15 protein-coding genes, 1 tRNA gene and 1 pseudogene are annotated in these 25,302 nt (G+C 62.7%); 13 read left to right on the forward strand and 4 right to left on the reverse strand.

Annotated features, from left to right (window positions below):
• Positions 1–35 precede the first annotated feature (35 nt).
• On the reverse strand, positions 36–503 hold the full coding sequence (locus K288_RS45160) for a MarR family transcriptional regulator (protein WP_152535465.1): 468 nt from the start codon (positions 501–503) through the stop codon (positions 36–38).
• Between the two features lie 260 nt (positions 504–763).
• Here K288_RS45160 and K288_RS0110050 point away from each other — a divergent pair, with 260 nt between their 5' ends.
• The 12 genes and pseudogenes from K288_RS0110050 (at position 764) to K288_RS45170 (ending at position 23,886) form a co-directional block, all read left to right on the forward strand.
• Positions 764–1,966 carry an ABC transporter substrate-binding protein gene (locus tag K288_RS0110050; protein WP_027579428.1) on the forward strand — a complete coding sequence of 401 codons (1,203 nt, stop codon included), beginning with the start codon at positions 764–766 and terminating at the stop codon, positions 1,964–1,966.
• Positions 1,967–1,976: 10 nt separating this feature from the next.
• A complete protein-coding gene (locus K288_RS0110055; RefSeq protein ID WP_244443118.1) occupies positions 1,977–3,062 on the forward strand; it encodes an amidohydrolase family protein in 1,086 nt (361 codons plus the stop codon).
• Between the two features lie 19 nt (positions 3,063–3,081).
• Complete coding sequence (locus tag K288_RS0110060) at positions 3,082–3,834, forward strand: Asp/Glu racemase (RefSeq protein ID WP_027579430.1); 753 nt, start codon at positions 3,082–3,084, stop codon at positions 3,832–3,834.
• 23 nt (positions 3,835–3,857) lie between these two features.
• On the forward strand, positions 3,858–4,676 hold the full coding sequence (locus K288_RS0110065) for an alpha/beta hydrolase (protein ID WP_027579431.1): 819 nt from the start codon (positions 3,858–3,860) through the stop codon (positions 4,674–4,676).
• The gene (locus tag K288_RS0110070) at positions 4,615–5,751 is read left to right on the forward strand and encodes a 2,5-dihydroxypyridine 5,6-dioxygenase (protein WP_244443115.1); all 1,137 of its coding nucleotides are present in this window, start codon (positions 4,615–4,617) and stop codon (positions 5,749–5,751) included. Before K288_RS0110065 ends, K288_RS0110070 begins: the two co-directional genes overlap by 62 nt.
• Positions 5,752–5,819: 68 nt before the next feature.
• Positions 5,820–6,380, forward strand: coding sequence for an N-carbamoylsarcosine amidohydrolase (locus K288_RS0110075; protein ID WP_201449657.1), 561 nt, complete (start codon positions 5,820–5,822; stop codon positions 6,378–6,380).
• Positions 6,381–6,585: 205 nt separating this feature from the next.
• Positions 6,586–6,722: pseudogene (locus K288_RS54670) on the forward strand (branched-chain amino acid ABC transporter permease); the annotation flags it as partial.
• 180 nt (positions 6,723–6,902) lie between these two features.
• Complete coding sequence (locus tag K288_RS0110090; RefSeq protein ID WP_043159555.1) at positions 6,903–8,504, forward strand: MFS transporter; 1,602 nt, start codon at positions 6,903–6,905, stop codon at positions 8,502–8,504.
• An 816-nt stretch (positions 8,505–9,320) separates the two neighbouring features.
• A complete protein-coding gene (locus tag K288_RS45165) occupies positions 9,321–10,037 on the forward strand; it encodes an STN domain-containing protein (RefSeq protein ID WP_051334457.1) in 717 nt (238 codons plus the stop codon).
• Positions 10,038–10,042: 5 nt separating this feature from the next.
• On the forward strand, positions 10,043–10,582 hold the full coding sequence (locus K288_RS50475; protein ID WP_084799543.1) for a sigma-70 family RNA polymerase sigma factor: 540 nt from the start codon (positions 10,043–10,045) through the stop codon (positions 10,580–10,582).
• Positions 10,583–10,634: 52 nt separating this feature from the next.
• On the forward strand, positions 10,635–11,639 hold the full coding sequence (locus K288_RS0110105) for a FecR domain-containing protein (protein WP_027579437.1): 1,005 nt from the start codon (positions 10,635–10,637) through the stop codon (positions 11,637–11,639).
• Between the two features lie 157 nt (positions 11,640–11,796).
• Positions 11,797–23,886, forward strand: coding sequence for a filamentous haemagglutinin family protein (locus K288_RS45170; protein WP_210164429.1), 12,090 nt, complete (start codon positions 11,797–11,799; stop codon positions 23,884–23,886).
• Here the strand turns inward: K288_RS45170 and K288_RS0110120 are convergent.
• Together K288_RS0110120 and K288_RS0110125 are read right to left on the reverse strand one after the other, a co-directional pair.
• Positions 23,883–24,188 carry a hypothetical protein gene (locus K288_RS0110120; protein ID WP_027579438.1) on the reverse strand — a complete coding sequence of 102 codons (306 nt, stop codon included), beginning with the start codon at positions 24,186–24,188 and terminating at the stop codon, positions 23,883–23,885. The genes K288_RS45170 and K288_RS0110120 overlap by 4 nt on opposite strands.
• Positions 24,189–24,324: 136 nt before the next feature.
• Positions 24,325–24,409: transfer RNA gene (locus K288_RS0110125), tRNA-Leu, on the reverse strand.
• A gap of 152 nt (positions 24,410–24,561) precedes the next feature.
• Between K288_RS0110125 and K288_RS0110130 the strand changes: the two genes are divergently transcribed.
• Positions 24,562–25,098, forward strand: coding sequence for a disulfide bond formation protein B (locus K288_RS0110130; RefSeq protein WP_051334460.1), 537 nt, complete (start codon positions 24,562–24,564; stop codon positions 25,096–25,098).
• Between the two features lie 14 nt (positions 25,099–25,112).
• Here K288_RS0110130 and K288_RS54495 read toward each other — a convergent pair.
• The coding region (locus K288_RS54495) for a hypothetical protein (protein ID WP_027579440.1) at positions 25,113–25,302 on the reverse strand (190 nt) is incomplete at its 5' end.

The raw sequence follows: 25,302 nt of genomic DNA on the forward strand, positions 1-25,302 counted from the left end.
GTACTGATCATAATATTGGTGACCGTGCCGCGCATTCACTCCTCGTCGGCTTCCTTGCGGCCTTTCGAACCGTTCTCCGATACCGCGTATTGGCTGTTGCCCTCAATCAGCTCGGTCAGCATCGCAATGAAAGCCGAGCGGAATTCCGGTCTGAGTGGTTGCAGGAGGCGGTCCTGAGCGCGCCTCATGCTCTCGTACATCTCTTCGGCGACGCGTTCGCCCTCCTTGGTTAGAAAGGCGACCATCGATCGGCCGTCAGCCTTGCTCCTCTCGCGGCGCAACAGGCCGCGCTCAGCCAAGCGCTTCAGTACATCCGAGACGTTCGTCCGGTCGATTCCGACCTCTCCGGCCAGCGTTACCTGGTCGATGCCCGGCTTCGCTAGCAGGGTGGAAATAAGGCCGTATTGCACAGGCGTGATGCCGTACTGCTGGCATTCCTCCAGAAATATCGCGGAGTGAATCTGATGCAGGCGCCTCACGAGGTATCCCGGCCGGGCGCTCAAGGGCATGCGAGCCGTAGTTTCGATCTTTCCCTCTGAGCTCGTCGGCTTGCTTGTTTGTTTCTTCGACAACGTTCGAACCTTCCATTTTTTAGTCCACGAACGCCCGACATTCGGGCGCTCAGCCTATTGACTCCCCGCGCGACTAGGTCATATTTACTCAGTGTATATCGTTTTATTAGGGGTGACACATATCTCTTCGAGGCCCGTTCGAAAAAGAGCCGGTAAGCGGTCGGGCTTCGCAGATCAATGGAGGACAGCTCATGCGTAGGCTAATACTTTGGTTTCTCGCGCTTTTTTGGGCGTTCGGGCAACCTCCGGCGAACGCCGGACCAGATGCCATCAAAATCGGTGTACTGAACGATCTCAGCGGAGTCTACGCGGACTTGGGCGGGGTGGGCTCCGTCGCGGCGGCGGAGATCGCGCTCGAGGAGTTCGGATCCAACGTCCTCGGCAAGCCGATCAAAATTCTTTCCGGCGACCATCAAAACAAACCGGACATTGGCTCGCAGCTGGCGCGCCGATGGTTCGACGTCGACAACGTCGACATGGTCATCGACTTCCCGAACTCGGGCGTCGCGCTGGCCGTCCAGGAGATCGCGCGTACCAAAAAGAAGATCGCGATCTACTCTACCGCCGCAACGATGGATCTCTCCGGTAAGGCCTGTTCTCCGACCGGATTTCAATGGACTTACGATAACTATTCGAACGCTGCCGGTGTCGCTCGCGAGTTGGTGAAGCAGGGCTTCGATACCTGGTATTTCATCACCGTGGACTATGCGTTCGGCATATCGCTCGAAGCCGAAGCTTCAAAGGCCGTCAAGGTCGCCGGCGGAAAGGTCGTCGGTGGCGCCAGGCACCCGCTCAATACGCCCGATTTTTCCTCCTTCCTGCTGCAGGCGCAAGGTTCGAAGGCCAAGGTTGTCGCGTTTGCGAACGCCGGTGGCGATACCGTCAACGCTGTGAAGCAATCGGGTGAATTCCGCATTGTTGAAAGCGGTCAGACGGTCGTTACGCCGGTCACGTTTATAACCGACGTGAACAGCATGGGCCTCTCCGTGGCGCAGGGTCTAACTTTCGTCACGGGCTACTATTGGGACCTTGATGATCGCACGCGAGCTTTCGCCGAGAAGTTCTACAAGCGCCGCAAGGCGATGCCCACAATGGCGCAGGCCGGCGTCTATTCAGGCGTCCTTCACTATCTCAAGGCAGTTGCTGCCGCGGGTACCGATGATGCAATGGCCGTCGCCGCTAAAATGCGCGAGCTACCCGTGCGGGATTCGTTCACTCAGTCCGGAACGGTGAGAGAGGACGGGCGAATGGTGCATGACATGTTCCTCGTCCAGGTCAAGAAGCCGGCCGAGTCCAAGGCGGCTTGGGATTACTACAAGGTGCTGGCGACGATCCCCGCAAGCGAGGCGTTCAAGCCGTTGTCGGAAACCGACTGTCCGCTCGTCAAGAAGTGAAGGCACATTGATGGACGACGGTTTGTTCGTCGTCCGTCGAGGCCCAGCCTCCGCTCACCCAGATCCCGCATCGCACCCGATATCGGTGTGGCGCAGTCCTCAAGCTCATGAACGTGATGATATGACGAAACGAATCCGCAAGATTGCTCTCGAAGAGCATTTCATGGCGCCCGGCTTCGAGAATTACTCGAAAGCGTTCACGAAGCACATGGATGCCGATGCGCGGTCGTATCTCGCCTCGCGTTTGGGCGACTTCGACGACATGCGTATCGCCGAAATGGACAAGGCCGGGATCGACTATGTGGTGCTGTCCCAGACTGGTCCAAGCGTGCAAAGCGAGCGGGACCCGAGCGTGGCTGCACTGCGGGCTATGGAGAACAACGACTTCCTTGCCAAGCAAGTCGCTCGCCATCCGGATCGGTTCGGAGGCTTTGCATCGCTTGCCATGGATGTCCCGAGAGTGGCCGCAAACGAATTGACCCGCGCCGTGGAAACGCTGGGCTTCAAAGGGGCGTTGGTGAACGGTCACACCAACGGGGTCTATTACGACGACCGCTCCTACGACGAACTCTGGGAGCGCATGCAGGCTTTGGACGTCCCTTTGTATCTGCATCCGACCGATCCATTGCCCGTGCCGAAGGCCTATGACGGCCATCCGGAGCTCGCCGGCGCCATCTGGGGATGGGGCGTTGAGACCGGGACGCACGCGCTACGGCTGCTGTTCGGAGGCGTGTTCGACCGGTTTCCAAGACTGAAGATCATTCTCGGGCACATGGGTGAGGGGCTCCCCATGATGCGTTGGCGGTTTGACAGCCGCTTCGCGGTATACTCGCATGGCATCAAGCTCGAGCATCCCCCTTCAACCTACATCGGTCGAAACATCGTCATCACGACTTCGGGCGTCTGTTCGCCAGCCGCGCTTGCCGGAGCGGTCGCGGAGATGGGAGCCGAAGCCGTGATGTTCTCGGTCGACTACCCCTACGAATCGACGTCGATAGCCGCCGATTTCATCGAGAGCGCGCCGATGGTCGAACGCGTAAGAGAGCTGGTCTGCTCCGAAAACGCCCAGCGCCTTCTGAAGCTCGATCAACGCTGAGCCCCCTGAGGAGTTCCACATGCAGAAGCCTATCCGCATCGGACAGATCGTCCCCAGCTCGAACACGACCATGGAGACGGAAATTCCGGCGATGCTCAATGCGCATGCGATCGCGCACGCAACGCGCTTCACCTATCACTCCAGTCGGATGCGCATGAAGACAGTGAAGAAGGAAGAGCTCGCCGCGATGGATGCTGAGTCGGATCGATGTGCGCTCGAACTCTCGGACGCGCGCGTCGATGTGCTCGGCTATGCCTGCCTCGTCGCCATCATGAGCATGGGCAGATCGTATCATCGGGTGTCTCAGGAAAGGCTGCATGGCAGGACGGTCGAGAACGGCGCTCCTGCACCCGTGGTCACGAGCGCCGGGGCGCTCGTGGATGCGCTAAAAGTGCTGAAGGCAAAGAAGATTGCGGTCGTGGCTCCCTACATGAAGCCGCTGACGAAACTCGTGATCGATTACATCGAGCACGAAGGGGTTAAGGTCTCGGATTCGCGAGCTCTGGAAATCCCAGACAATATTGAAGTCGGTCGCCATGATCCGGCGAAGCTCCCGGGCATTGTCGCGGAAATGGACTACTCCGGCGTTGATGCGATCGTACTCTCGGCATGCGTCCAGATGCCGTCGCTTCCGGCCATCGCCGAAGTCGAAGCGCGCACGGGCAAGCCGGTCGTCACCGCGGCCGTCGCCACGACCTACGCGATGCTGAAGGCCCTGGATCTGAGCACCCGGATTCCCGGCGCCGGCGCACTCCTCTCTGGTGCCTACTGAGTCCGAACAAGGCGCGACCAAGCATGACGGCTTTTCTGTACGGCGCAAACGTCCAGGCCAACGGGATCAGGCAGCATTACCTCCGCTATGGTGGAGTTAAGCCGCAACGCGATCCCGTGATCATCCTGCCGGGTATCACCAGCCCGGCAGTCACGTGGGGCTTCGTCGGCGAGCGTTTCGGCCGGGCGTTCGACACCTACATCGTCGATATCCGGGGGCGGGGCCTTTCGGAGGCATCGGCGTCGCTCGACTACAGTCTCGACGCCCAAGCCTCGGACCTGGTCGCGTTCGCATCCGCGCTCGGGTGGGCGCGATATTCCGTCGTCGGTCACTCGATGGGCGCGCGGATTGCGATTCGTGCGGCTCGCGCCCAGCCGCAAGGGCTGGCCCGCCTCGTCTTGATCGACCCGCCGGTTTCGGGGCCGGGGCGCCGTGGCTACCCGTCCAAGCTGCCATGGTACATCGACTCCATCGCGCTGGCGACAAAGGGCTGCGATCTGGAAGCAATGCGAGCTTTCTGCCCGACCTGGACCGATGAACAGCTACGTCTGCGGGCCGAGTGGCTGCACACATGCGACGAGCGCGCGGTGCGCACGAGTTTCGAGGGCTTCCACTCGGACGACATCCATGCGGATCTACCGCGGATCGAAGTCCCGGCCCGTTTGATCGTCGCAGGACGTGGCGATGTGATCCGCCAGGAAGATATCGACGAAATCCGTTCGTTGAATGCCGGCATTGACGTAGAGCGCGTTCCCAATGCCGGGCACATGATTCCGTGGGATGACGAAGAAGGCTTCTATGCTTCCTTCGGCGATTTTCTCGGCGCGAAACTGGATCTTTGAAGCAAGGAGACAACCGATGTCAGTCAGCGACCATGATCTGATCCAAGCCTGGAAGCAGGTTCTCACGCTCTCGAAGCTGGAGCCTGGGCAAATCGTCACGGTTCTAACCAGTGCATCGACGCATCCCCAGACCATGTCGACGGCGATCATTGCCGCCGCGTCGCTGGGGGCGACCGTGAACCGACTCGACGTTCTCCCCGTCAACGGCGAGAAAGCCCTGAGCCGGGATTCTCTTGCCTATCTCGGCACCACACCCCTGACGGGAAATCGGGCAGCGATCGCGGCGCTGAAGGAGAGCGACCTCGTGCTCGATCTCATGACGCTCCTGTTTTCGCCGGAGCAGCACGACATCCTCAAGTCCGGCACCAAGATCCTTTTGGCCGTCGAGCCGCCGGAAGTTCTCGTGCGTATGCTTCCTACGCTTGCGGACCGGGCGCGTGTGATGGCGGCAAGTGCCAAACTGGGCAAAGCGAAGGAGATGCATGTCACGTCCCCGGCGGGCACGAACGTTCGTTTCAGTCTCGGTCAGTTTCCCGCAATCAGTGAGTACGGTTTCGTCGACGAGCCTGGCCGTTGGGATCATTGGCCAAGCGGCTTTGCGCTGACCTGGGCCAACGAAGGGCAGGCTGAAGGTACGATCGTGCTCGAAAAGGGCGATATTGTCCTTCCGATGAAGTCCTACATCCAGGAGCGGATCCATTTCACGATCGAAAAAGGGTTCGTGACGAAGATCGAGGGCGGCGTCGACGCCGAGATTCTGCGCGAATATATGGCGTCGTACAACGATCCGGACGCCTATGCGATGTCTCACATCGGATGGGGACTTCAGCCGCGTGCGAAATGGTCAACCCTTGGACTGTACGATCGCGAAGCCACCATCGGCATGGATGCGCGCGCGTATGAGGGCAATTTCCTCTTTTCGTTCGGGCCGAACAACGAAGCCGGCGGCAGCCGCACCACCGCATGCCACATCGACATTCCGGCGCGCAATTGCACGATCAAGCTTGATGGCGAAGAAGTCGTGCGAGGCGGGAAGGTCCTGGACGGCGGTCCGGTGCAGCAGGCGGCCGAATGAGCAACGACACCGCGGTCTACCAGCGCCAGGGGTTTGGGAGCGGCCTTACAGTCGCCCCTCCATACGGGTTGCTGCTCGTCGACTTCGTGTGTGGATTCCTTGATCCCGATCGGTTCGGCGGCGGCAACATTCCGGATGCGATGAAAAGCTCGGTCGCGCTGCTGGGGGAAGCGCGACGCAAAAAGTGGCCGGTCGCGCACTCCAGGATCGTCTTCGCGGACGACGATGGCGACGCCAACGTCTTCGCGATGAAAGTGCCCGGACTGTTGACCTTGAAGGAGGAGGACCCGAACAGCGCGATCGTTCCCGAACTCGCTCCGGCGCCCGGCGAGCTTGTTGTCCGCAAGACAGTGCCTTCGGCGTTCTTCGCGACGTCGTTGGCCCCTTGGCTGACGCAACGGGGCGTACGTACCCTCCTCGTTGCGGGATGCGTGACGAGCGGCTGCGTGCGCGCAAGCGTCGTCGATGCGATGTCCCTTGGGTTTCGTCCGCTCGTCTTGCGCGACTGCGTGGGTGATCGCGCAATTGGGCCGCACGAAGCGAACCTTTTCGATATCGAACAAAAATACGCGTCCGTAATGACGAGGGACGAGGCGTTGTCCCTCATCGATCGCTCGATCTCGGTTTAGTGCGAGCGACTTAAACGCTGAAGCGTTGCCGTGGCTGCTGGCAATGGCAACGCCAATTCCGTGCGAGCGCATAATCGTCTCGGCAAGCGTTTGGGGGCGCATAGCATTTCAGGGCAGAGGCGTCAGTCAGCTGACATCCGACAAGATCGCTCGGCTGGACATCGCCTTCTGTCCAGCGAAGCAAGAGATATTCTCGACGCTCGACGTCGTTTACCGGATCGCTGATTCGCCCTTCGGCGAAATTCTCAGGTCGATACGCGAGACGAACAGCGCGCGATTTCGCTCGGCTACGCGACGGACCACTATAAACTGCTCGCTTTTTTTCTATCTGGGGCGCTCGCCTTGGCGTCAGTATACTGATTAAAATCTCACCTGAAGATGGCTAATTTTGGCGCAACGTGACGGAAAATGCGTCTTACTTCGCGAATTCTTTCGTCTCGATTTCTGGATTGTGGTCGATCATAAATATGATATCCTCAGTATACATCCCAAAATAGGGAGTGAGCAAAATTGGAGGGGACAATGCAGAGCACGCTCGAAGGCGTCGGCGTGGAGCGATCCACGTCCGCTATGACAGCCGAGGAGAAGAAGGTCGTCCTGGCTTCTTCGTTCGGCGCGTTGCTGGAGTGGTACGATTTCTACATCTACGCCGCGCTCGCGGTTCAGCTGGGTAGCTTGTTCTTTCCGAAAGGGAACGAGACCGCCGCCTTCCTCGCAAGCCTTGCGACGTTCGGGGCTGGCTTTGTCATCCGTCCCATAGGAGCTCAATTCTTCGGTCGCTTGGGAGACATGGTCGGACGCAAGAAGACCTTTCTTGTGACGATTCTTCTCATGGGATTCGCAACGGTAGGCGTTGGCTTGCTGCCGACCTACGAACAGATCGGCATTGCTGCCACCGTCGGACTCGTGCTTTGCCGATTGCTCCAGGGACTTGCACTCGGGGGCGAGACCGGCGGGGCCGTCACTTATGTCGCGGAGCATTCTCCGGTGCACAAGCGTGGCGCCTATACCAGCTCTCTTCAGACGACAGCAACGCTGGGTCTTTTGAGTTCGATCGCCGTCGTCTTTTGCCTCAAGCTTTCGCTCTCAGAGGCGCAGTTCCGGGACTGGGGCTGGCGAATGCCGTTCCTGCTCTCTTTCTTGCTGCTCGCGATTTCCGTCTACTTTCGAGCGAAGCTGCACGAATCGCCTACCTTTCAAAGGATGAAGGCAGCGGGCGCGACCTCCAAAGCGCCGATCATCGAGAGTTTCTCGCAAGCGTCGAACTTGAAGTACATCGCTCTTCTGTTCGTGGTTGCCGCCGGCCTCGGCGCGATCTTCGGCACCGGTCACTTCTACTCGATGTTTTTCCTCAACAAGACGCTGAAAGTTCCGACGGAAGAAGTGCAACTGCTCATCGGCCCGGCGCTCGTCCTGGTCACGCCGTTGTATATCTTCTTCGGTTGGCTTTCCGATCGCGTCGGTCGGAAGCCGATCATGGCATTGGCATGCCTGCTCGCCGCGCTTACGATCCAGCCAATCTTCAAAGGGTTGACCCACTACGCAAACCCGGCTCTCGAACGCTTCCTTGAGACGGCGGACGTCGTGGTCACGGCACGAGACTGCAACTTCCGTCTCTTCGCCGACGCAATGACCGAATGCGATAAGATGATGGGCTTCCTGACGGACCTTGGAGTTCAATACAGGTCGACTGTGCCCGAGACGAATGCTCCGACGACCGTCAAGATAGCGGGGCATGAGATCCAAGGCTTCAACCCAGAAGCAACCAGGCAAGCTTTGCTTTCCGCAGGCTTGCCAGCGTCGGCGGATCTGTCGGCTATCAATCGTCCTGTCGTCATCGCATTGCTGTTCGTTCTCGTGCTCTACCTGGCGATGATCTACGGGCCAATGGCCGCTTTCATGGTCGAGCTGTTTCCGGCCCGCATCCGATACACCTCACTTTCATTTCCATTCCATATCGGATCGGGTTGGGTAGGCGGCATGCTCTCGTTCGTCGTGACGGCAATGAACGTGTATTCGGGAAACATCTACTTCGGGCTCTGGTATCCGGTCATCATCGCTGGCGTAGCGTTCGTGGTTGTCGTCTGCCTCGTCCCCGAAACGCGAGGACAAGCGCTCGATTGACGCTCAAGCTCCAGCGGCCCACCCCATCTCGGGCGGGCCGCTGCGCCTCCGATCCGCGAATTTTATCGCGGATTCAATTGGGTGGAGAAATCGAATCATTCTCAGAGGTGCAGATCGAATCGTTCCTAAAGTAAAATCGAGTCGTTCTTTCGTTGTCCGCACAAAAACACCGCGATGGTTGCATGTCCGCGATTTCAACCTACTCGAGGACCAATTCTAGCCAGCCTACGCTTTTGTTTGCTGCGCTATGTTTTTGTGCGATGGCATCGCGTGAGCGCTGGCAAATGGACGCCGCCATTGCCGGGATACCACCTCTACTATCCGAGCCGGCACCATAATTCTCCAGCATTCAAATTGCCGAGCGCCCTTTATGCCAGCGCCAGCCCACCGACCGCGGCGTCACGAGCGGCGAACGTCCAGGCGAGCGATACTGCTTCCGACGACTTTGTTCTGGTTGACGAAGTCGACCTGAAGGCTCGGAACACTCCGCCAGGCTCTCTATCTACTTGTTGGTCGAGGCGACGACGAGCCACCGGATGATTTTCGGGCGCAGGATGCCGGAAGTAGTCGCGGCACATGAACGCGACGGAAATGATGACGATCTGGTCGAGGTGTGGAAATACCTGTCCTGTGCAGGTCCAGGAATGGTCGCTCTGTCGTCAAACCGTAATGTGGCGCCGCTAGCGTAACCTTGGGGCTTGTCGGCTCGAACTCTGTGCCGATGTTTGTTGATTGAATCTTCCGTCGGTGGGCAGATCGTCAGGCGTTGGTGAAGCTGAAACTGCCGTCCTGGACCGCACGGACGGACAGTACGTGATGATTCAGCAGGAGCGCAAATTCAAACCGGATCGGACTGTCGGCGTCTGGCTTGGCCAGGCAGCGCCGTTGGTCTTTGCATTGATGATCGGACTACTGCCGGTCGCTGCCCAATCGGGCGGCGAGGACCGCCGCTCGTCCGCCGCGCCCGTCGCGTTCGATATTCCGGGCCAACCGCTTTCCGACGCTCTTTATACCTACAGCTCCGTTACAGGCATCGAAGTGCTCGTTCCAAGGGAGATCCTCGCGCATCGGCAATCTTCAAGTGTCCTCGGGATGCTGACACCAGGGGCGGCGCTGCGGGCTTTGCTCGCGGGCTCGGGATTGATTCCGCGCGCTATGGGCCCGAACGCCTTCACACTTGTTCCGGGCACGCCGGAAAGGTCTGTAACAAGCCGCGTTCCGCGCTTTCCGCAGTACTCCACAGCGCTGCAGGCGGCTGTCACACGTGTCCTCTGCCAGCTTCGCGAGACCAGGCCCGGCGGGTATCGTATCGCCGCGCGGCTCTGGGTCAGCCCGTCGGGCGAGATGACCCGGGTTGGCATTCTCGGCTCGACCGGGGATATCAATCGCGACGCGGCCTTGTCGGCTTTGCTGATGCGGGTCGTCGTTGATGTGCCGCCGCCGGCCAATTTGCCGCAGCCCACCACGGTCGTCGTTTTGCCGCGCCACGAGGCGGAGGATTGCAGTGTCGGTCTCCAGGGGCTGGCGCCGTGACGCAGATGAGTTGGGACTCACTCCGCGCGTTGCTCGTCGACCGATATGAGGAGCTGAAACGCCGCCTCGCCCGTCGTTTGGGCTCCTCAGATCTTGCCAGTGAAGCTCTGCAGGAAACGTGGTTGCGGCTGCAACGGCCCGGTGAGCCCGGCGTGCTGAACCGTCCTGACGCCTATTTGTTTCGGGTTGCGCTCAACGTGGCCGCGGATCGCCGCGACGCGGAGCGCAGGCGCCTTGCGCTGTCCGAGGTTGAGATGCTGCGTCATCTCGACGACGACGAACTCGATCCGGAACGCTTCACTGAATCCCGTTCGGAGATCGCTACGCTGGCTCGAGCTTTGGACGAATTGTCGCCGCGGTGCCGCGCGATTTTCATCGCCGCGCGGCTCGATGAGATCCCACATAAAGCTATTGCGGCGCGATACGGCATTTCAACCCGTATGGTCGAAAGGGAGTTGAAGCGCGCTTTGGAACACTGCTCCGAGCGGCTCGGCAGAATTTCGCCGTCGCGGTTCGGCTCGCCGCCGTCAGAACCGTCCACATAATAGGGAACATGCGTGGCTGGAGCGGTGACCGCGATGCCCATAACATAGTGACATGACCAAGCCTGAGAACCCCATAGCCGAGCAAGACGCACTAAAGCGCGAGGCTTATGAATGGGTCATGCGCCTGACATCGGGCGAAGCGACGACAGCGGATGCTGAGGCGCTGCACCGTTGGCGGCAGACGAGCCAGGCCCATCGTCAAGCGTTTGCCGAGGCAAATCTGCTTTGGGACAAACTTCGACCGGCAGCGACGGAGTCGGCGAGCCGGATCAGCAGGTCCTTGCAGGCGGCCGACTTCCGGGGGGCGAGCGGGGTGACGGGTCGGCGTGCCTTTCTCGGCGGGGCGCTTGCCACTGCCGCGGCTTCGATCGGCTATGCTGTCATGCGGCCACCGCTCGATCTCTGGCCCTCCTTGCCGGAGATGACGGCTGACTATCGGACCGGTATCGGCCAGCAGCAGCAGATTGCATTCGACGATACTGTTTCGATCAAGCTGAACACGCGAACAAGCATCTCTGTTCTCTCGCCGGATAACAGGGATGGCCGGGCTGATCGCATCGAGCTTGTTGCGGGTGAGGCAGCCATCACAACGGCCCCCCAGGGCGTGAAACCCTTTATTGTTGTGGCGGCGCAGGGCCAAACGATTGCGCAGACCGCACGCTTCAACATCCGCCACGATCCCTCCTCGGTCTGTGTCACCTGCCTCGAAGGTGATCTACGGGTCGAACACCTCGGGCAGGCGGTGACGGTGCGATCGCGTCAGCAAATCGTCTACACCGCCAGCAATCTGAGTGCGGCAGTCGATGTCGATTCCGACGCCGTGACGGCGTGGGAGCGGGGATTGCTTGTGTTTCGCAACGATCCGCTGGCTCGCGTGATCGAAGAGGTCAATCGGTATAGGGCCGGCAAGATTGTCCTTATGCGCGCGGAACTCGGCCGCCGGCCGGTGTTCGCCACGTTCCGCATCAGCCGGATCGACGAAGTCGTTCCCCGGCTTCAGGCAGTCTTCGGTGTCGAGGTGACGACGCTTCCGGGCGGCATTGTGCTGGTGAGCTGACGAGAAGTCGTCTCGAAGCAATCCGGCCAGCAAAAAAATCGCGCGGGGCATGTCGGGTCGGGCCGTCGGCGTCGGTCAACCCAGTGAGAGGGTGCGGATGAAGCCGTCGGCATCATCTCCCCAGCGGATCCACTTGCTGATGCCCGAAGGAAATTTCATGTCTATCCGCCCGTCGATGTCGTCCCAATCTGCTCCTCTTGCGCAGGGTTCTCATTGGCGGGCGGCGCAACGTGCCCTCATGACGGGCGTCTGCGTCGCCGCTTTGTTCGCGGGAGCATCCAAGGTCGACGCCAGGCCTCTCGGCGGACAGGCGCCGACACCATCGGCGGCGGCGATTGCGGCGGCGCAGTCGGCACAACAGGAAGCCGCTCGCGCCGCAAGCCAATCCTCAGACTCGCTGAAGCGGGCGACGCTGGCGATCCAGGCGCAGCAGGCCAGTCAGCAGGCGGCCCGTGATGCAGCCCAGGCGGCATCGAACGCGTCCTCCATCCCCAACGGCCTGGGCGTCGGCGGACTGCAGCGAGCAGCCGGTGCCATTCCGGGCAGCAATCTGTGGCAGGGGGCGAACCTGCCGACGCAGTTCACGGACGGCGATCGCGTCAAGGTCAATATCGGGCAGACCCAGCAGAAGGCGATCCTTACCTGGGATACCTTCAATGTTGGCGCCCGCACCGATCTCACCTTCGATCAGCAGGGCAATCGCGACTGGGTCGCGCTCAACCGCGTGCTCGGCGCCGACGGCAGGCCGAGCCAGATCCTCGGCTCGATCAAGGCCGACGGGTCGGTCTATGTGATCAACCAGAACGGCATCATCTTCGGCGGTGCCAGCCAGGTGAATGTCGGGGCATTGATCGCCTCGACCGCGAAGAGTTCCGACACGCAATTCCTTAACAACGGCATCTACTCGGCGCAAAGCGGCTCGACCTGGATGCCGAGTTTCACGGACGCAGCCGAGCTCCTGGGCCTCCGCGAGGGCGCTGGCAAGGTCGAAGTGAAAGCGGGCGCGCAGATCGCGACGCACGCGCCGGCGAAAGTGACGGAAGGCGGCGGCTTCGTGCTGCTGATGGGCGGTCAGGTCGAGAACTTCGGCACGATTACGACCCCGCTCGGGCAGACGCAGCTCGCGGCCGGCGACGACTTCGTGCTGCGCCGCGGCTACGGCACCGACGCCAACCAGTTCTCCACGACCCGCGGCAACGAGATCGCGCCGGTCATCCGCACGAACAGCGTCGCGGGCCTTGTCCGAAATGACGGCATGATCTTCAGCGCGCAGGGCGACATCACGCTGGCGGGCCGCACCATTGAGCAGAATGGCACGCTCGTCGCCTCGACCTCGGTCAATACGCGCGGCACCATTCACCTCCTCAACTCGGCGACCGACACGCGCGGCAGCATCACGCTTGGTGCCGACAGCGTCACCACTGTTATCCCCGAGCTCGAGAGCGAGGAGACCGCACTCGACAGCCAGCGTGACGGGTTGATCGCGGCTTCCGAGGAGGCGAACCTGATGCGGGCAACAGCCTCCCTCGGTCAGTTCAACAATCTGTCGCTGCTCGCCGATCGTCTCGATCAGTCGCGCATCGAGATCGTGACCGGCGGCAATGTGATCTTCAAGGGCGGCGCGTCGCAAGGTTCGCTGACCATCGCGCAGGGCGGGCAGGTCGCGGTGTCGGCGGCCGGCCGCATCTTCACCGAGAGCGGCGCGACGATCGATGTCTCCGGCGTGCGCAATGTGTCGCTGGCGATGTCGGCCAACAATATCCTGGTCAACATCCAGGGCAATGAGCTGCGCGACTCGCCGCAGAACCGCGACAGCAATGCGCTGAAGAATGCCAACGTCTGGGTCGACATCCGCGATCTGATCTATGTGCCGTCGGGCACGGGCCGCTACCAGGGCGATCGTTACTATACGCCGGGCGGCCTGCTCGAGGTCAGCGGCTATCTTGCGAACACCAGGCATACGATCGGGGAATGGAGCGCGGTCGGCGGCACGATCACGCTGTCGGCGCGGGAAATGATCGCGCAGACGGGATCGGTGTTCGATATCTCCGGCGGCTCGGTGCGGTATGAGGCCGGCTATATTCGCACCACGAACTTCCTCGGGTCTGACGGCCGTCTCTACAACATCAACGACGCCCGCGCCGACATGACCTTCTATGGCCTTGGCCAGGGCTTCATCCGTAAGCACGACCGCTGGAACGTCACCGAGGTCTGGACCAGCCCGTTTGGCCGCGGCCGCGAGAGCGTGCGCTGGGAAGAGGGCTACACGGTCGGCCGCGACGCCGGCCAGTTGATCCTGTCGACGCCGACCGCGATCTTCGAGGGCGATATTCTTGCCGATGTCGTCCAGGGCGAGCGGCAGTTCACCGCACGGCCAGACGGCATTGCCGACGGCTACAAGGCCGCACAGAACGACGTGGCCCAGGCGGGGCAGCTTCTTGTCGGCGCCTATGGTTCGCTCGGCCGCAGCGGCGTCCATGATACGCAGATTGTGGTCGGGGAGGTAGTGGACAGCACGGGAAGCCTCGAAGCCACCTCTATGCTTCCGGCGGACCGCAAAGGAACGCTTTATCTGGATGCTGAGAGACTTAAGGAGCAGGCTCTCGGCGGACTCGATCTGGCTACGGGTGGTAGCATCACGGTAGAGCGCGACCTCACGCTCGCCGATGGCGGATCCCTCGACCTCGCAGCCCCGACAATCGACATCCGCGCCAATGTCACCGCGCGTGGCGGTTCGGTGACGCTGACCAACACGTTGAACGTGCCGTCCATGACGGGCGACACCGTCATCACGCCGCTTGTGCCGGCGAGCGCCCTGGCATCCGTCACGCTGCGGCGGGGCGCGACGATCGACACACGCGGCCTGTGGACCAATGCGCTCATCGATCCGAACGATCTCTCAGGTCTCGCGTTCGTCGACGGCGGCGACGTCACGCTGAAGGCCGGCAATGTGACGCTCGAAGCCGGGTCGCGCATCGACGCCTCGTCCGGCGGGGCCATCCTCGCCAACGGCAAGACGAGAGGCGGCGCCGGCGGCGACATCACCTTGATCGCCAATACCGCGGCTCCTGGCGTCGCCAACGCCAGCAGCACCGGTGGCAGCCTGATCCTGAACGGCACTGTGCGCTCCACCGGCGTCGCCAAGGGCGGGACGCTGACGCTGGACAGCGGCACCGTCATCGTCATCGGCGATGCGAGCTACGATCTCGGCACGTCGATGGAGGCCGGCCAAGTTCTCCCGGTTGACGTGATCCTGACGAAGGATGTCGTCTGGCCGGCGGGCGCGCCGCTGCCGGCTTCCGCGACCCTGCTCGTGACGAAGACGATTCCAGCGGGGGTTTTGGCCGACGACCTATCGCTTTCGGCTACGACCAGCAGTCCTTTGCCGATGTCCGCGAATCTGGTCGTGGCGCCGGGCGGGTTGGGCACCTTGTCCAGCTACAGATACCGGAATCCGAGTGGAGGCTTCACCACTCTCATCAACGGCTCGGGTGGAACCATTCCGGCCGGAAGCCAGCTCATATCTGCGATCACCTTCAAGGCCGGTCTGGTCACGGTGGTGGGCGCGGCAGGGCTGGATGTCACCGGGCCGACCGTTTTCAACGCCGGCGATGTCGCGCCCTCGAATGTCACCTTCCACGCCGGTGACCGGCTGGCGCAGAATAGCCTGCTGCCGGTTGCGATCTCCTTCCAGCCGTTCAATTATCTGCATCTTTCGCCCGATCTCTTCAGCAGCGGCTTTTCCGGCTACAATATCCAGGCTGGCGCCGGCCTGGTCGTCGCCGACAATACGACGCTGCGCCCGACGATGCCGGTCTATCGGTTCGATACGGCGGCCTACAGCATGCCGACCGGCGCCGATCCTTCGTCCGCAATGGAATTGTGGACGCCACCGCTCTACGTTGAAACCCCCGCCACGGCGACGCTGACTCAGCGCGGCGGCGCCGATCTCACTCTGGCGTCGCGCACCACCAACCTCGTCTCGGGCTCGGCGACGAGCGCCGGCTGGGTGTATATCGGCAAGGGCGCGTCGATCGAGGTCGATCCGGGTCACAGCGTCACGCTGTCGAGCGGCGGCCAGATCACAGTCGAGGGCAGCATCGTCGCCCACGGCGGTGAGATTTCCCTCATCGAGACCTATCTGGGAACCGGTGTGGTCCGCAACAGCGGCCCTGTCTATACATCGTTCCTGATCGGCAACGGCGCTGTACTCGACGTGTCGGCGCGGGCCTACACGGCCGTCGATTCGCGCGGCCGCCGCTACGGCGCGGTGCCCGACGGTGGAGCAATCTCTTTCGGCCGGCTGGGGTCCAGCACATACGACGACGCAGGAATCGCCCCGGCAGTCGATGCGTTCATTCTCATACAGCCGGGTGCGCTGCTCGACGCCTCCGGCGCCAGCGCCATTATCGACGTGACGAGCGGCGCCGCCTCGGGCTTTTCCGGTCTCGCCGGCACGCCGACCCTCGTCGCCAGCAACGGCGGCTCGATTTCGCTATCGTCCTATGACGGCATCCTTGTCGAGGGCACGTTGCGGGCCTTCTCAGGCGGGAGCGGCGCCGCCGGCGGCTCGCTGTCGCTGATGATGGAGACGCCGTATTATGGCTTTGCCAACGGCTCCTACGGTTCGGTCGTGTCCACCGCCGTTCAGGTCGGTCGCACCCTGACCATCGGCCAGTCCCGCGTGCCCGGCGCCATGCCGGCGGGGGTCGATCCGCGCACCGTCAAGCGGACCGTGGGGCAGGGCGGCGTCAGCGCCAATGCCATCATGGCCGGTGGGTTCGACAGCGTCAGCCTCGGCGCCCGCAACGCCATCGTCTTCGAGGGCAACGTCAGTCTGAGCGCCGGGCGCGCTATCACGCTCGCGAGCGGCGCGATCTATGACGCCGCCGCCAGCGGCGCGGTTAGCCTGAACGCGCCCTATCTCTTGCTCGACGGCCTGACGACCGTGAGCCTGCCCAGTAGCACGGCGATGCCGTCAAAGCTGCCGGCTTCCATTGCGGGCACGATCGGCGCCGATTTCGCGGCTAGCGCGAGGCAGATCGACATACGCAACACGATGACCACCCATTTCGCCGATACGCGCCTGACCAGCGCCGGCGACCTGCGCCTGCTGGCCGGCACGATGGCGGGCAGCGCCGCGATGGCTGGCGGCACGGTCGCGATCACCAACTTCGTCGCCGCGAACGGGAACATCGAACTCACGGCCGAGCAGGTCTATCCCGTCTCCGGCGCCAACACCTTCGTGCGCGCCGGCGGTTTGACGACGGACGGCATCAATTACACCTATCTTTCCGGCGCCACGCTGACGATTTCCTCGATCGATGGCGTCGTTCCGGATCTGCCATATTCCGTGTTCGGTGCGATCTCGCTGCTGGCGCCGACCGTTTACCAGGGCGGTGTGGTGCGTGCGCCCCTCGGCTCCATCATCATCGGTACCGTGCCGACGCTGACCACCGATCCTGATTCCTATACCGAGCTTCTCCCCGGCTCCATCACTTCGGTCAGTGCCAAGGGCCTCGTCATGCCCTATGGCGGCACGACTGACGGCGTCACCTGGACGGTGAACGGATCGACGCCGGTTACCGTCAACCTGCTGACCGGGCAATATCGCGTTGGCGGCGGCAACTACACCCAGGGCGTCACCGTGAACGGCACCCGCGTGGTGGGCGATGAAGGCGCGAGCCTCGACCTCTCCGGTGGCGGCGCGCTGCCGGGAGCGGGCTTCGTGTCGGGGCGCGGCGGATCAGTGGACGTGCTGGCAACGCCGCTCGTCAACGCCAACCCGGCGTACGCCTACAGCGCTTCCGGCAATCAGGTTTATGCGATCGCGCCCGGCGTCGTCACCGCGCCGGTCGGGGGCGGATCTAATTCCGCCTGGACCGGCTCGACCCCAACGGCTGGTCAGACCATCACCATCCCGGACGGCGTGCCAGGGCTGCCGGCGGGCACCTATAGACTCTTGCCCGCGAACTACGCGCTCTTGCCTGGTGCCTTCCGCGTCGAGATCGGCACCAAGGGCTCCGGCATCAATATGGCATCGGGCGCGACCGGCGTCGGCAACGGCTCATATGTCGTGGCGGGCTATCAGGGCGTCGCCAACACCAACATCCGGGACTCCCTGGCGACGCAGGTGATCGTCACCCCCGGCACGACGGTACGGACCTATTCGCAGTACAACGAAACCAGCTACAGCGCCTTCCAGCTCGCTCAGGCTGCGACCTTCGGCACACTGCGCCCGCTGCTGGAGGCGGACGGCAAGTTCCTCACCGTCAACCTCGGCGCGCTCCTGTCCGGCACCAGCAGCGATCGGGCGCTGGTTTTCGCCGGCGATGCCGATTTCACGGCCGCGGATGGAGGTTACGGCGGCAGCCTGGTGCTGATGACGGCCTCCAACCGGAAGCTGGTTACCGTCACGGACCCCAACACGCCGAACATGCTGGAGATCGTCGCCGACGGCAGCACGACTCTGCGCTCCACCACCGTGACAACAGTGTCCGCCTCGTCGATCGAGGCCTTCAGCGCGCCCAATCTCTATCTCGGAGGAGCCCCCACGTTTTATGAGTCAGCGTCGACGCCACCGGCCATCGGCTTCCAGGGCGGAGGATATCTGGACGCCGCCACGTCCACGCGGCGCGCCAATCCCGTCACCGTCGAGAGCAGGGTGACGCTGCGCGGCGCCCGGGTGTTTCTGGCGGGCAATGTGATCACGCTGCAGGACGCGGCGACGATCGACACGCGCGGCTACGGTGTGCAGGCCCCGGATTCCTCCAGCGGCTACGCCTTTTGGAACGTGGCCAGCGACTCCTGGTATAATGCCTCTCTGCTCGTCGTCTCCAACGGCGACATCGCGCTCAATTCCGCCAACAGCACCTATGCCGGCGGCATCACTATCGGCGACAGGGTGGGGCTCTATACGGACGGCACCATCGGCTTCATCGCCAGGACCAACCCGATCTTCACCGGGACGCCGAACTTCGCCGCCAAGACGCTGGCGCTTGCAGCGTCCTCGATCAACGTCGGCACCGATGCATCCTTGGCGGCGGCGGGGAGCCTGCCGGTAGGGCTCAACCTCAATCCCGGCTGGCTCGGCGGCCTTTTGACCAACGTTGCCAATCTCACCCTCTCGGCCAGCAATTCGGTCAACTTCTACGGTGCGATCGATTTCGACTTCGGCGCGGACCGCACTTTGGTGCTGATGACGCCGGCGATCTACGGCGCCGCGAGCGGCGATGCCAGCCTTAACGTTGGCACCCTGGTATGGAATGGAATCGCCGGCGCCGCGCCGGGCGCGATCGCGGCCAGCGGGCAGGGCACCGGTTCGGGCACCTTCACCGTCAACGCCACCGACATTGTCCTTGGTTATACGGCCGGCAGCTTTCCAGACGCCACGGCATCGCTGGACCGGCTGATGCTCGGCTTCTCGGCCGTCACCTTCAACGCCAGCGACAGGATCGTCGCCAACAACAAGGGTACGCTATCGGTCTATGCATCGGGCGCTAATCCCTCCGGCGGCTTCGATTCCAAAACCTATGTCGGCAGCGGCGGCGCGCTGAACCTCGTCACACCGCTGCTCACCGGGGAGGCGGGATCAATCCTGACCGTGCGCGCGGGTGGCGACGTCAACGTCGTCTTGCCGGCTGGCGCGACGCCTTCGGCGGCGAAGCCCTCGGCGCTCGGCGCCACCCTCGCCATCACCTCGGGCGGCGCGGTCACGATCGACTCCGCCGTGTGGTTGCCCAGCGGACGCTTCTCCGTCACGGCGACCGATGACATGGTGCTCGGCGGCAACAGCCGGCTCAATCTGGCCGGCCAGCCGGTGCCGATGCTCGACGTGACGAAATATAGCTGGGGTGGCGACGTGCTGCTGGAAAGCACGCACGGAGATATTACCCAGGTGGCTGGCTCCGTCATCGATGTCTCGGCGCAGAACAACGACGCGGGCAGCCTGACGCTCACCGCGACAGGGTCGTCGGCCGGTCGGGTACGCCTCGGCGGCACACTGAACGCCAGCGGTGGCGACAGTTATCGCGGCGGCAGATTCGACCTCCGCGCGCAGACCATCGGCGCTCCGGCCAATCTCAGCGCGGACTTCGCCGGGCTGAACAATGTGCTCGATAGCTCGGGCTTCACCGAAAGCCGTTCGTTCGATCTCAAGCAGGGCGATCTCGTCATCGCGTCGGGCCAGACAGTGAAGGCGCATGACGTGTCGATCTCCATCGACGGCGGCAAGCTCACCGTGAACGGCACGGTGGATGCCAGCGGTGTGCGCGTCGGCAGCATCATCCTCGCCGCGCGCGACGATCTCATGATCAACGGCACGCTCGATGCTCACGCCACGGCGCTCGATACCGACAATAGCGGTGCGGCTATCGCGGCCAACAACAGCGCTACCATCGACCTCACCACGAAGAGCGGCACGCTGGTCCTCGGCAACGGCGCGAAATTCGATCTCTCGACGCCGGATGGCGTTTCCTATGGCGAACTGACGCTCAATGCCCCGCGCACGGTGGAGACGAGCGGTGATGTGCGGATCGCCGCCTCCGCGCCGGTTTCGATCCAAGGTGCGAAGAGTATCGTGCTCAATGCATTCTGGACCTATACGCTGCCGGGCGGCAGCACGGTCACGCAGGCGACGCTCGATACCTACGACGCCGCGAACACCGCGTTCATGGCGAACGCCTATAGTGGCGGTGCGCTCAACAGCAATCTGCAGACGAAGCTCGCGGGCATCCTGACCAACAATGCCTCCGTCTTCCATCTGCGGCCCGGCGTGGAGATCGCTTCGGACGGCGACCTGACGGTGTCGACTCCCACGCAGTCCGACAGCTCGGGCGGCATCGATCTCAGCGGCTACCGCTATGGGCCGAATGCAGCGGGCGACGGCACCGGCGAGCCGATGGCGCTCACGATCCGCGCCAAGGGCAATCTCACGATCAACGGAAGTGTGTCGGATGGCTACAAGGCAGTCCCGGGTACATATGGCGAAACTATAAACATCACAACCAGCTCAACTTTTTCATACGGCGATCCCTATGGGCTAGGTGCGGGAATTGATTATTATGCCGATGAAACTTCACGCCCGTATTATTTTACGGAAGACTGGCAGATTCCCAATGATGCCTTTTATCAATATCTGAATCTCAGTTGGGGAGGAGTTTTCTGGACTGGTCCCTCTGGAAACACCACGCTCCACCCCGGTGACACAATTCCCGCTGGAACGGTTTTCCTGGGATTTAACGGCATTTTTGAAAGTGGGATTAGCCTGCCGGTGCTCACCACATCGTACGCCGCCGGCCAATCCGCCGCATCACAGGGCGCGACGCCGCTGACCGGCATTCAGACAGCCTCGATCCGCCTCGTCTCTGGCGCCGATCTCACCGCAGCCTCCACCCGTGTGCTGACGGCGCAAAGCGCGCTCGCCGGAAAGGGCAACCTGACGCTGAGCGACTATCACACCATCTCTGCCGCCGGGACCTCTGTGCCGGCCGCCAGCGTATTGCGCACCGGCTCCGGCGACCTCGATCTTCTGGCCGGCGGAAGCATCAGCGAAAGCTCGATCTACAACGTCTCCACCAACGGCGCGGGCGGCAATGATTCCGCCGATCTGACCATCAAGGCGCAGGGCAACCTGTCCGGGCAAATCCTGTCCCGGGATATCAGCCCGGCCGCGCGGGCCAGTTCCTTCATCACCAACTGGTTGACCGGAAACCAGGGGACCGCCGCCTATTACGACGGCTTCACCGGCTTCGGCGCGCTGGGCGGCGGCCGGGTCGCCATCGACGTCGGCGGCGATGCCGGCCAGGTGGTCGCCGTGACGACGGATGCTAACCAAATGTACCGCAGCACGGGGCTGGCCGTCGCGGCCGTCAGCGGCGACGTCACGGTGAACATCGGCGGCCGCCTCAATCCCAAAGGCAACGCGGTGCTGGGTTCAGCGACGGGCCTTGATACCAATCCCGATCTGAACGGCGTCTTCACCGCCCTGCGCGGCGATCTCACCATCAACGCCGGCGCCATCGGCGTGCTGCAATTGGTCTACGGCTTCAACGAGATCGATGATCCGCGCGGAGTCGATTATGCCTCTGCCGCTTTGGCGACCCCGCGAGGCGCGATCACCGTGGTGGCTGGCGACGGCGCTGCTTCGCTTCGGGCGCAAGGCGATCTGGCGCTGGGGACCATCGGCGCGAGTGCGACCGCCGCGTACTGGACCGACACTACCTCGGTATCGCTGTTCTCCGCCGGCGGCAATATCACGCCGATCACCGCCGCGAGCCTCAACTCCGGCTCGCTGAACTGGTACCTGACGACGCAGAACGGCAGTCAGACATACAATGCGCAATTGCCGCCGATCTTCTCCGCGGTGGCCGGGAGCGGGAGTATCTACTATGGCGGTATTTACAACTATAGTCGCGGCGGGTTGCTGCCGGTCGCCTTCCGTCTGAAGGCTTCGCGCTACGGTTCACTCGAGCTGCTGGCCATGGACTCGATCTATGGCGCCGGCAACTACGATTCGGTGCGCAAGCTGCCGCCGGCGCGCTGGGAGATGGAGTCGAACAGCAGCCTGACCTTGCACAATGGCGACCCTGATCCGATCCGCGTTTACGCAGTGAACGGCGATCTCGTGAATGCCGTGCTGGGCGAGGCCAGCCGCTATGTCAGCGGCAACGTCAACCTGACCAATTACTTCGCCGCCAAATCGGCACGGGTGATTGCGGGCGGCGACATCGTCAATTTCGGCCGCGCCGGCATCGTTAGCAACCTGGGCTTGGATATCACCACGGTTACCCCCAGCCTCATCCTCAACACCGAAGACAATGACGTGTCGGTGATCCAGGCCGGCGGCAACATCTACTATCTGAATGTCAACGTCGCCGGACCGGGCACGCTGGACGTGAAGGCGGGCGGCAGCCTGTATCAAGGCGACAAGGGCTCGATCGTCTCGCTCGGCGCGATCGCCACAGGCGACAGCCGTCCCGGCGCCTCGATCGCCATCACGGCGGGAACGGCGGCGGCGGAGCCGAACTATGCGGGCCTGCTGATCTATCTCGATCCGGCCAATCTCGCGGTTTACGGCACACCGCTCCTCGACCAGCCGGGCAAGGTCGCGAAGACCTATGAGAAGGAATTGTCCGTGTGGCTGCAACAGCGCTACGGCTTTGCGACCGCGAGCGACGAGGAGGCGCGCGCCTATTTCGCGGGTCTTGCATCGGAGCAGCAGCAGATCTTCCTGCGGACGATCTATTTCAACGAGTTGCGCGAGAGCGGCCGCGAATATACCGGCCAGATCGAGAGTACCCGTCTCGGCTCCTACATTCGCGGGCGGCAGGCGATCACGGCGCTGTTCCCGGATGTGGATGCAAACGGCAATCCGATCTCGTATGCCGGCGACGTTACCATGTTCTCGACGCGCAGCGGCACCGCGACCAGCGACGGCTCGGTGCGCACGCAGCATGGCGGCGACATCCAGTTCCTGGTGCCGGGCGGGCAGATCGTGGTCGGCGTCGAGGGCGTGGTGCCGGGGGCCAATGCCGGTGTGATGACGCAGTTCGGCGGCGACATCCAGATGTATTCGCAAGGTTCGATCCTGCTCGGCCTGTCGCGCATCATGACCAATTTTGGCGACGACATCTTCGCCTGGTCTGCGGAAGGCGACATCAATGCCGGCCGCGGCGCCAAGACCACCATCGGCTACACCCCGCCGCTGCGCCGGCAGGATGACTACGGCCACGTGTCGTTGGCCCCGAGCGTGCCGAAGGCAGGCGCAGGCATCTCGGCACGCAGCGCCATCCCTGGCGTGGATGATGGCGACATCGACCTGCATGCGCCGCTCGGCACCATCGACGTGGGCGAGGCGGGCATCAGCGGGCGGAATATCAACATCTCAGCCCTGGCCATCATCAACGCCGCCAATATCTCGGCGCAGGGCACGGTGACAGGCGTGCCGACGATCCAGGCGCCGCCGGTCGCGGCGTTGGCCACCAGCAACAACCTGACTGCGGCAACGCAACAGGTTCAGCCCGTCGCGCCCGGCACCACGGACCGGCCCTCGATCATCATGGTCGAATTCCTCGGCTTCGGTGGCGGTGATGGTGCTGCGCCGGATAGCAGCGACGACGAGCGTTCGCGCAGAATGCAGGGGCGGCAGACATACAACACAAACGGAGCGGTGCAGGTTTTGGGTCACGGTGACCTGACCGATCAGGAGAAAGAGCTCCTGAACGATGAGGAGAAGCGGAAATTTTAGAGCGATGCGTTTTGGTTGAATCGGCCCGTCCGCGTGTTCACCTCTCCCGCTTGCGGGAGAGGTGAAGGCCGCCTGAAGCGATCCTTGAGGTAGCCGACACGGAGCTCAAGCACCCCGATGGTCTTGGGATCGCGCACCGCGACGATCCTGCCGCGTTTGACTTTCTCCACCCTCTTCTTCGCGAGCCACTCGTCGGCCCATTGCTCGAAAGGCCGGGAGGCGGCCTGCCTGTGCTTGTCGAGCTGCTTCTCGGTGCTCGGGTCTTTGTCTGCCTTGAGCAGGTCTTTGGCTTTGTCGCGCAACAAATCGGATGGCTGGGATCGGACGAGAACAAACGGTGACGAACACCGATGTACGCGGAAGTGCCTATTTTTCAAGGGTTTCGAGCAAGCGCGCGGATGGTTGCGGACGCTTTAGAACGGGCTTGAACAGCCTGGTTGGTGCCCCTGGCCGGAATCGAACCAGCACTCCTTGCGGAACTCGATTTTGAGTCGAGCGCGTCTACCAGTTCCGCCACAGGGGCATTCGCCCCATCAGCCGGTTGGGCTGGCGTCGCGAAGCCGGCGGAATATAGCGGGCGGGGTGTCTGGGTCAACCCGCGCGGTTTTGATTCGAACGCGGCTCGACAGCGGCGGGTCCAAGGGATACCACCTTGGTATTGCAGGAGCTTTAGCCGTGACGCTCGCGACCGCCAATCCGCTGTCCACACGTAGATCGGCCAATCCGGCGCTGACGGCGTCGGCGGCCGTGGCTGTCATCGCGGCCGCGACGCTGGCAGGGGCCTGGTTTTTCCAGCTTGTGCTGGAGATCCTGCCCTGTCCGCTCTGCCTCGAGCAGCGTTATGCCTATTATCTCGCGGTCCCGCTCGGGGCGCTGGTGGCGTTCGTCGCCGCGAAGGGGGCGCCGCGGCCGTTGCTGCTCGCAGGGCTGGCGATCCTCGTGCTCGCGGCGCTCGGCAATGCCGGGCTTGGCGCCTACCACGCCGGCGTCGAATGGGGCTTTTGGCAGGGGCCGACCGATTGCACCGGGCCGGTCGGCAATCTCGGCAGCGCCGGCACGCTGCTGCAGCGGCTGGATACTGTGAAGGTCATCCGCTGCGACGAGGTGCAGTGGCGCTTCCTCGGCCTCTCGCTGGCCGGCTACAACGTGCTGATCTCGCTTTTGATGGCCGCCATCGCCGCCTGGGGCTTTGCGCGGACGGCGAAGGCCTGAGAAATTGCCCTCGGTCATTCCGAGATGCGCCGAAGGCGCAGGCCCGGAATGACGGAGAGAAAATTCGCCAGCAGATCCAACGTGATTTGCCCGGTCCAGCCCTCGCATAAAAAACATTCCGCTTTCGTCGTCGGGCAAATCAGTGATTTAACTCCGCGCGTCTCACGGCGGATGAGGGGCGGCTCGCGATCGTCACGAACGTTG

Origin of the sequence: Bradyrhizobium sp. Ai1a-2 (genome assembly GCF_000426245.1) — a bacterium.
Lineage (GTDB): Bacteria > Pseudomonadota > Alphaproteobacteria > Rhizobiales > Xanthobacteraceae > Bradyrhizobium.

Bases quoted from the DNA above. Each gene is read 5' to 3' on its own strand.
- K288_RS0110070 (WP_244443115.1), top strand. From the start codon at position 4,615: ATGACGAAGAAGGCTTCTATGCTTCCTTCGGCGATTTTCTCGGCGCGA.
- K288_RS0110090 (WP_043159555.1), top strand. From the start codon at position 6,903: ATGCAGAGCACGCTCGAAGGCGTCGGCGTGGAGCGATCCACGTCCGCT.
- K288_RS0110060 (WP_027579430.1), top strand. From the start codon at position 3,082: ATGCAGAAGCCTATCCGCATCGGACAGATCGTCCCCAGCTCGAACACG.
- K288_RS45165 (WP_051334457.1), top strand. From the start codon at position 9,321: ATGATTCAGCAGGAGCGCAAATTCAAACCGGATCGGACTGTCGGCGTC.
- K288_RS50475 (WP_084799543.1), top strand. From the start codon at position 10,043: ATGAGTTGGGACTCACTCCGCGCGTTGCTCGTCGACCGATATGAGGAG.
- K288_RS0110050 (WP_027579428.1), top strand. From the start codon at position 764: ATGCGTAGGCTAATACTTTGGTTTCTCGCGCTTTTTTGGGCGTTCGGG.
- K288_RS0110105 (WP_027579437.1), top strand. From the start codon at position 10,635: ATGACCAAGCCTGAGAACCCCATAGCCGAGCAAGACGCACTAAAGCGC.
- K288_RS0110055 (WP_244443118.1), top strand. From the start codon at position 1,977: ATGGACGACGGTTTGTTCGTCGTCCGTCGAGGCCCAGCCTCCGCTCAC.
- K288_RS45170 (WP_210164429.1), top strand. From the start codon at position 11,797: ATGTCTATCCGCCCGTCGATGTCGTCCCAATCTGCTCCTCTTGCGCAG.
- K288_RS0110065 (WP_027579431.1), top strand. From the start codon at position 3,858: ATGACGGCTTTTCTGTACGGCGCAAACGTCCAGGCCAACGGGATCAGG.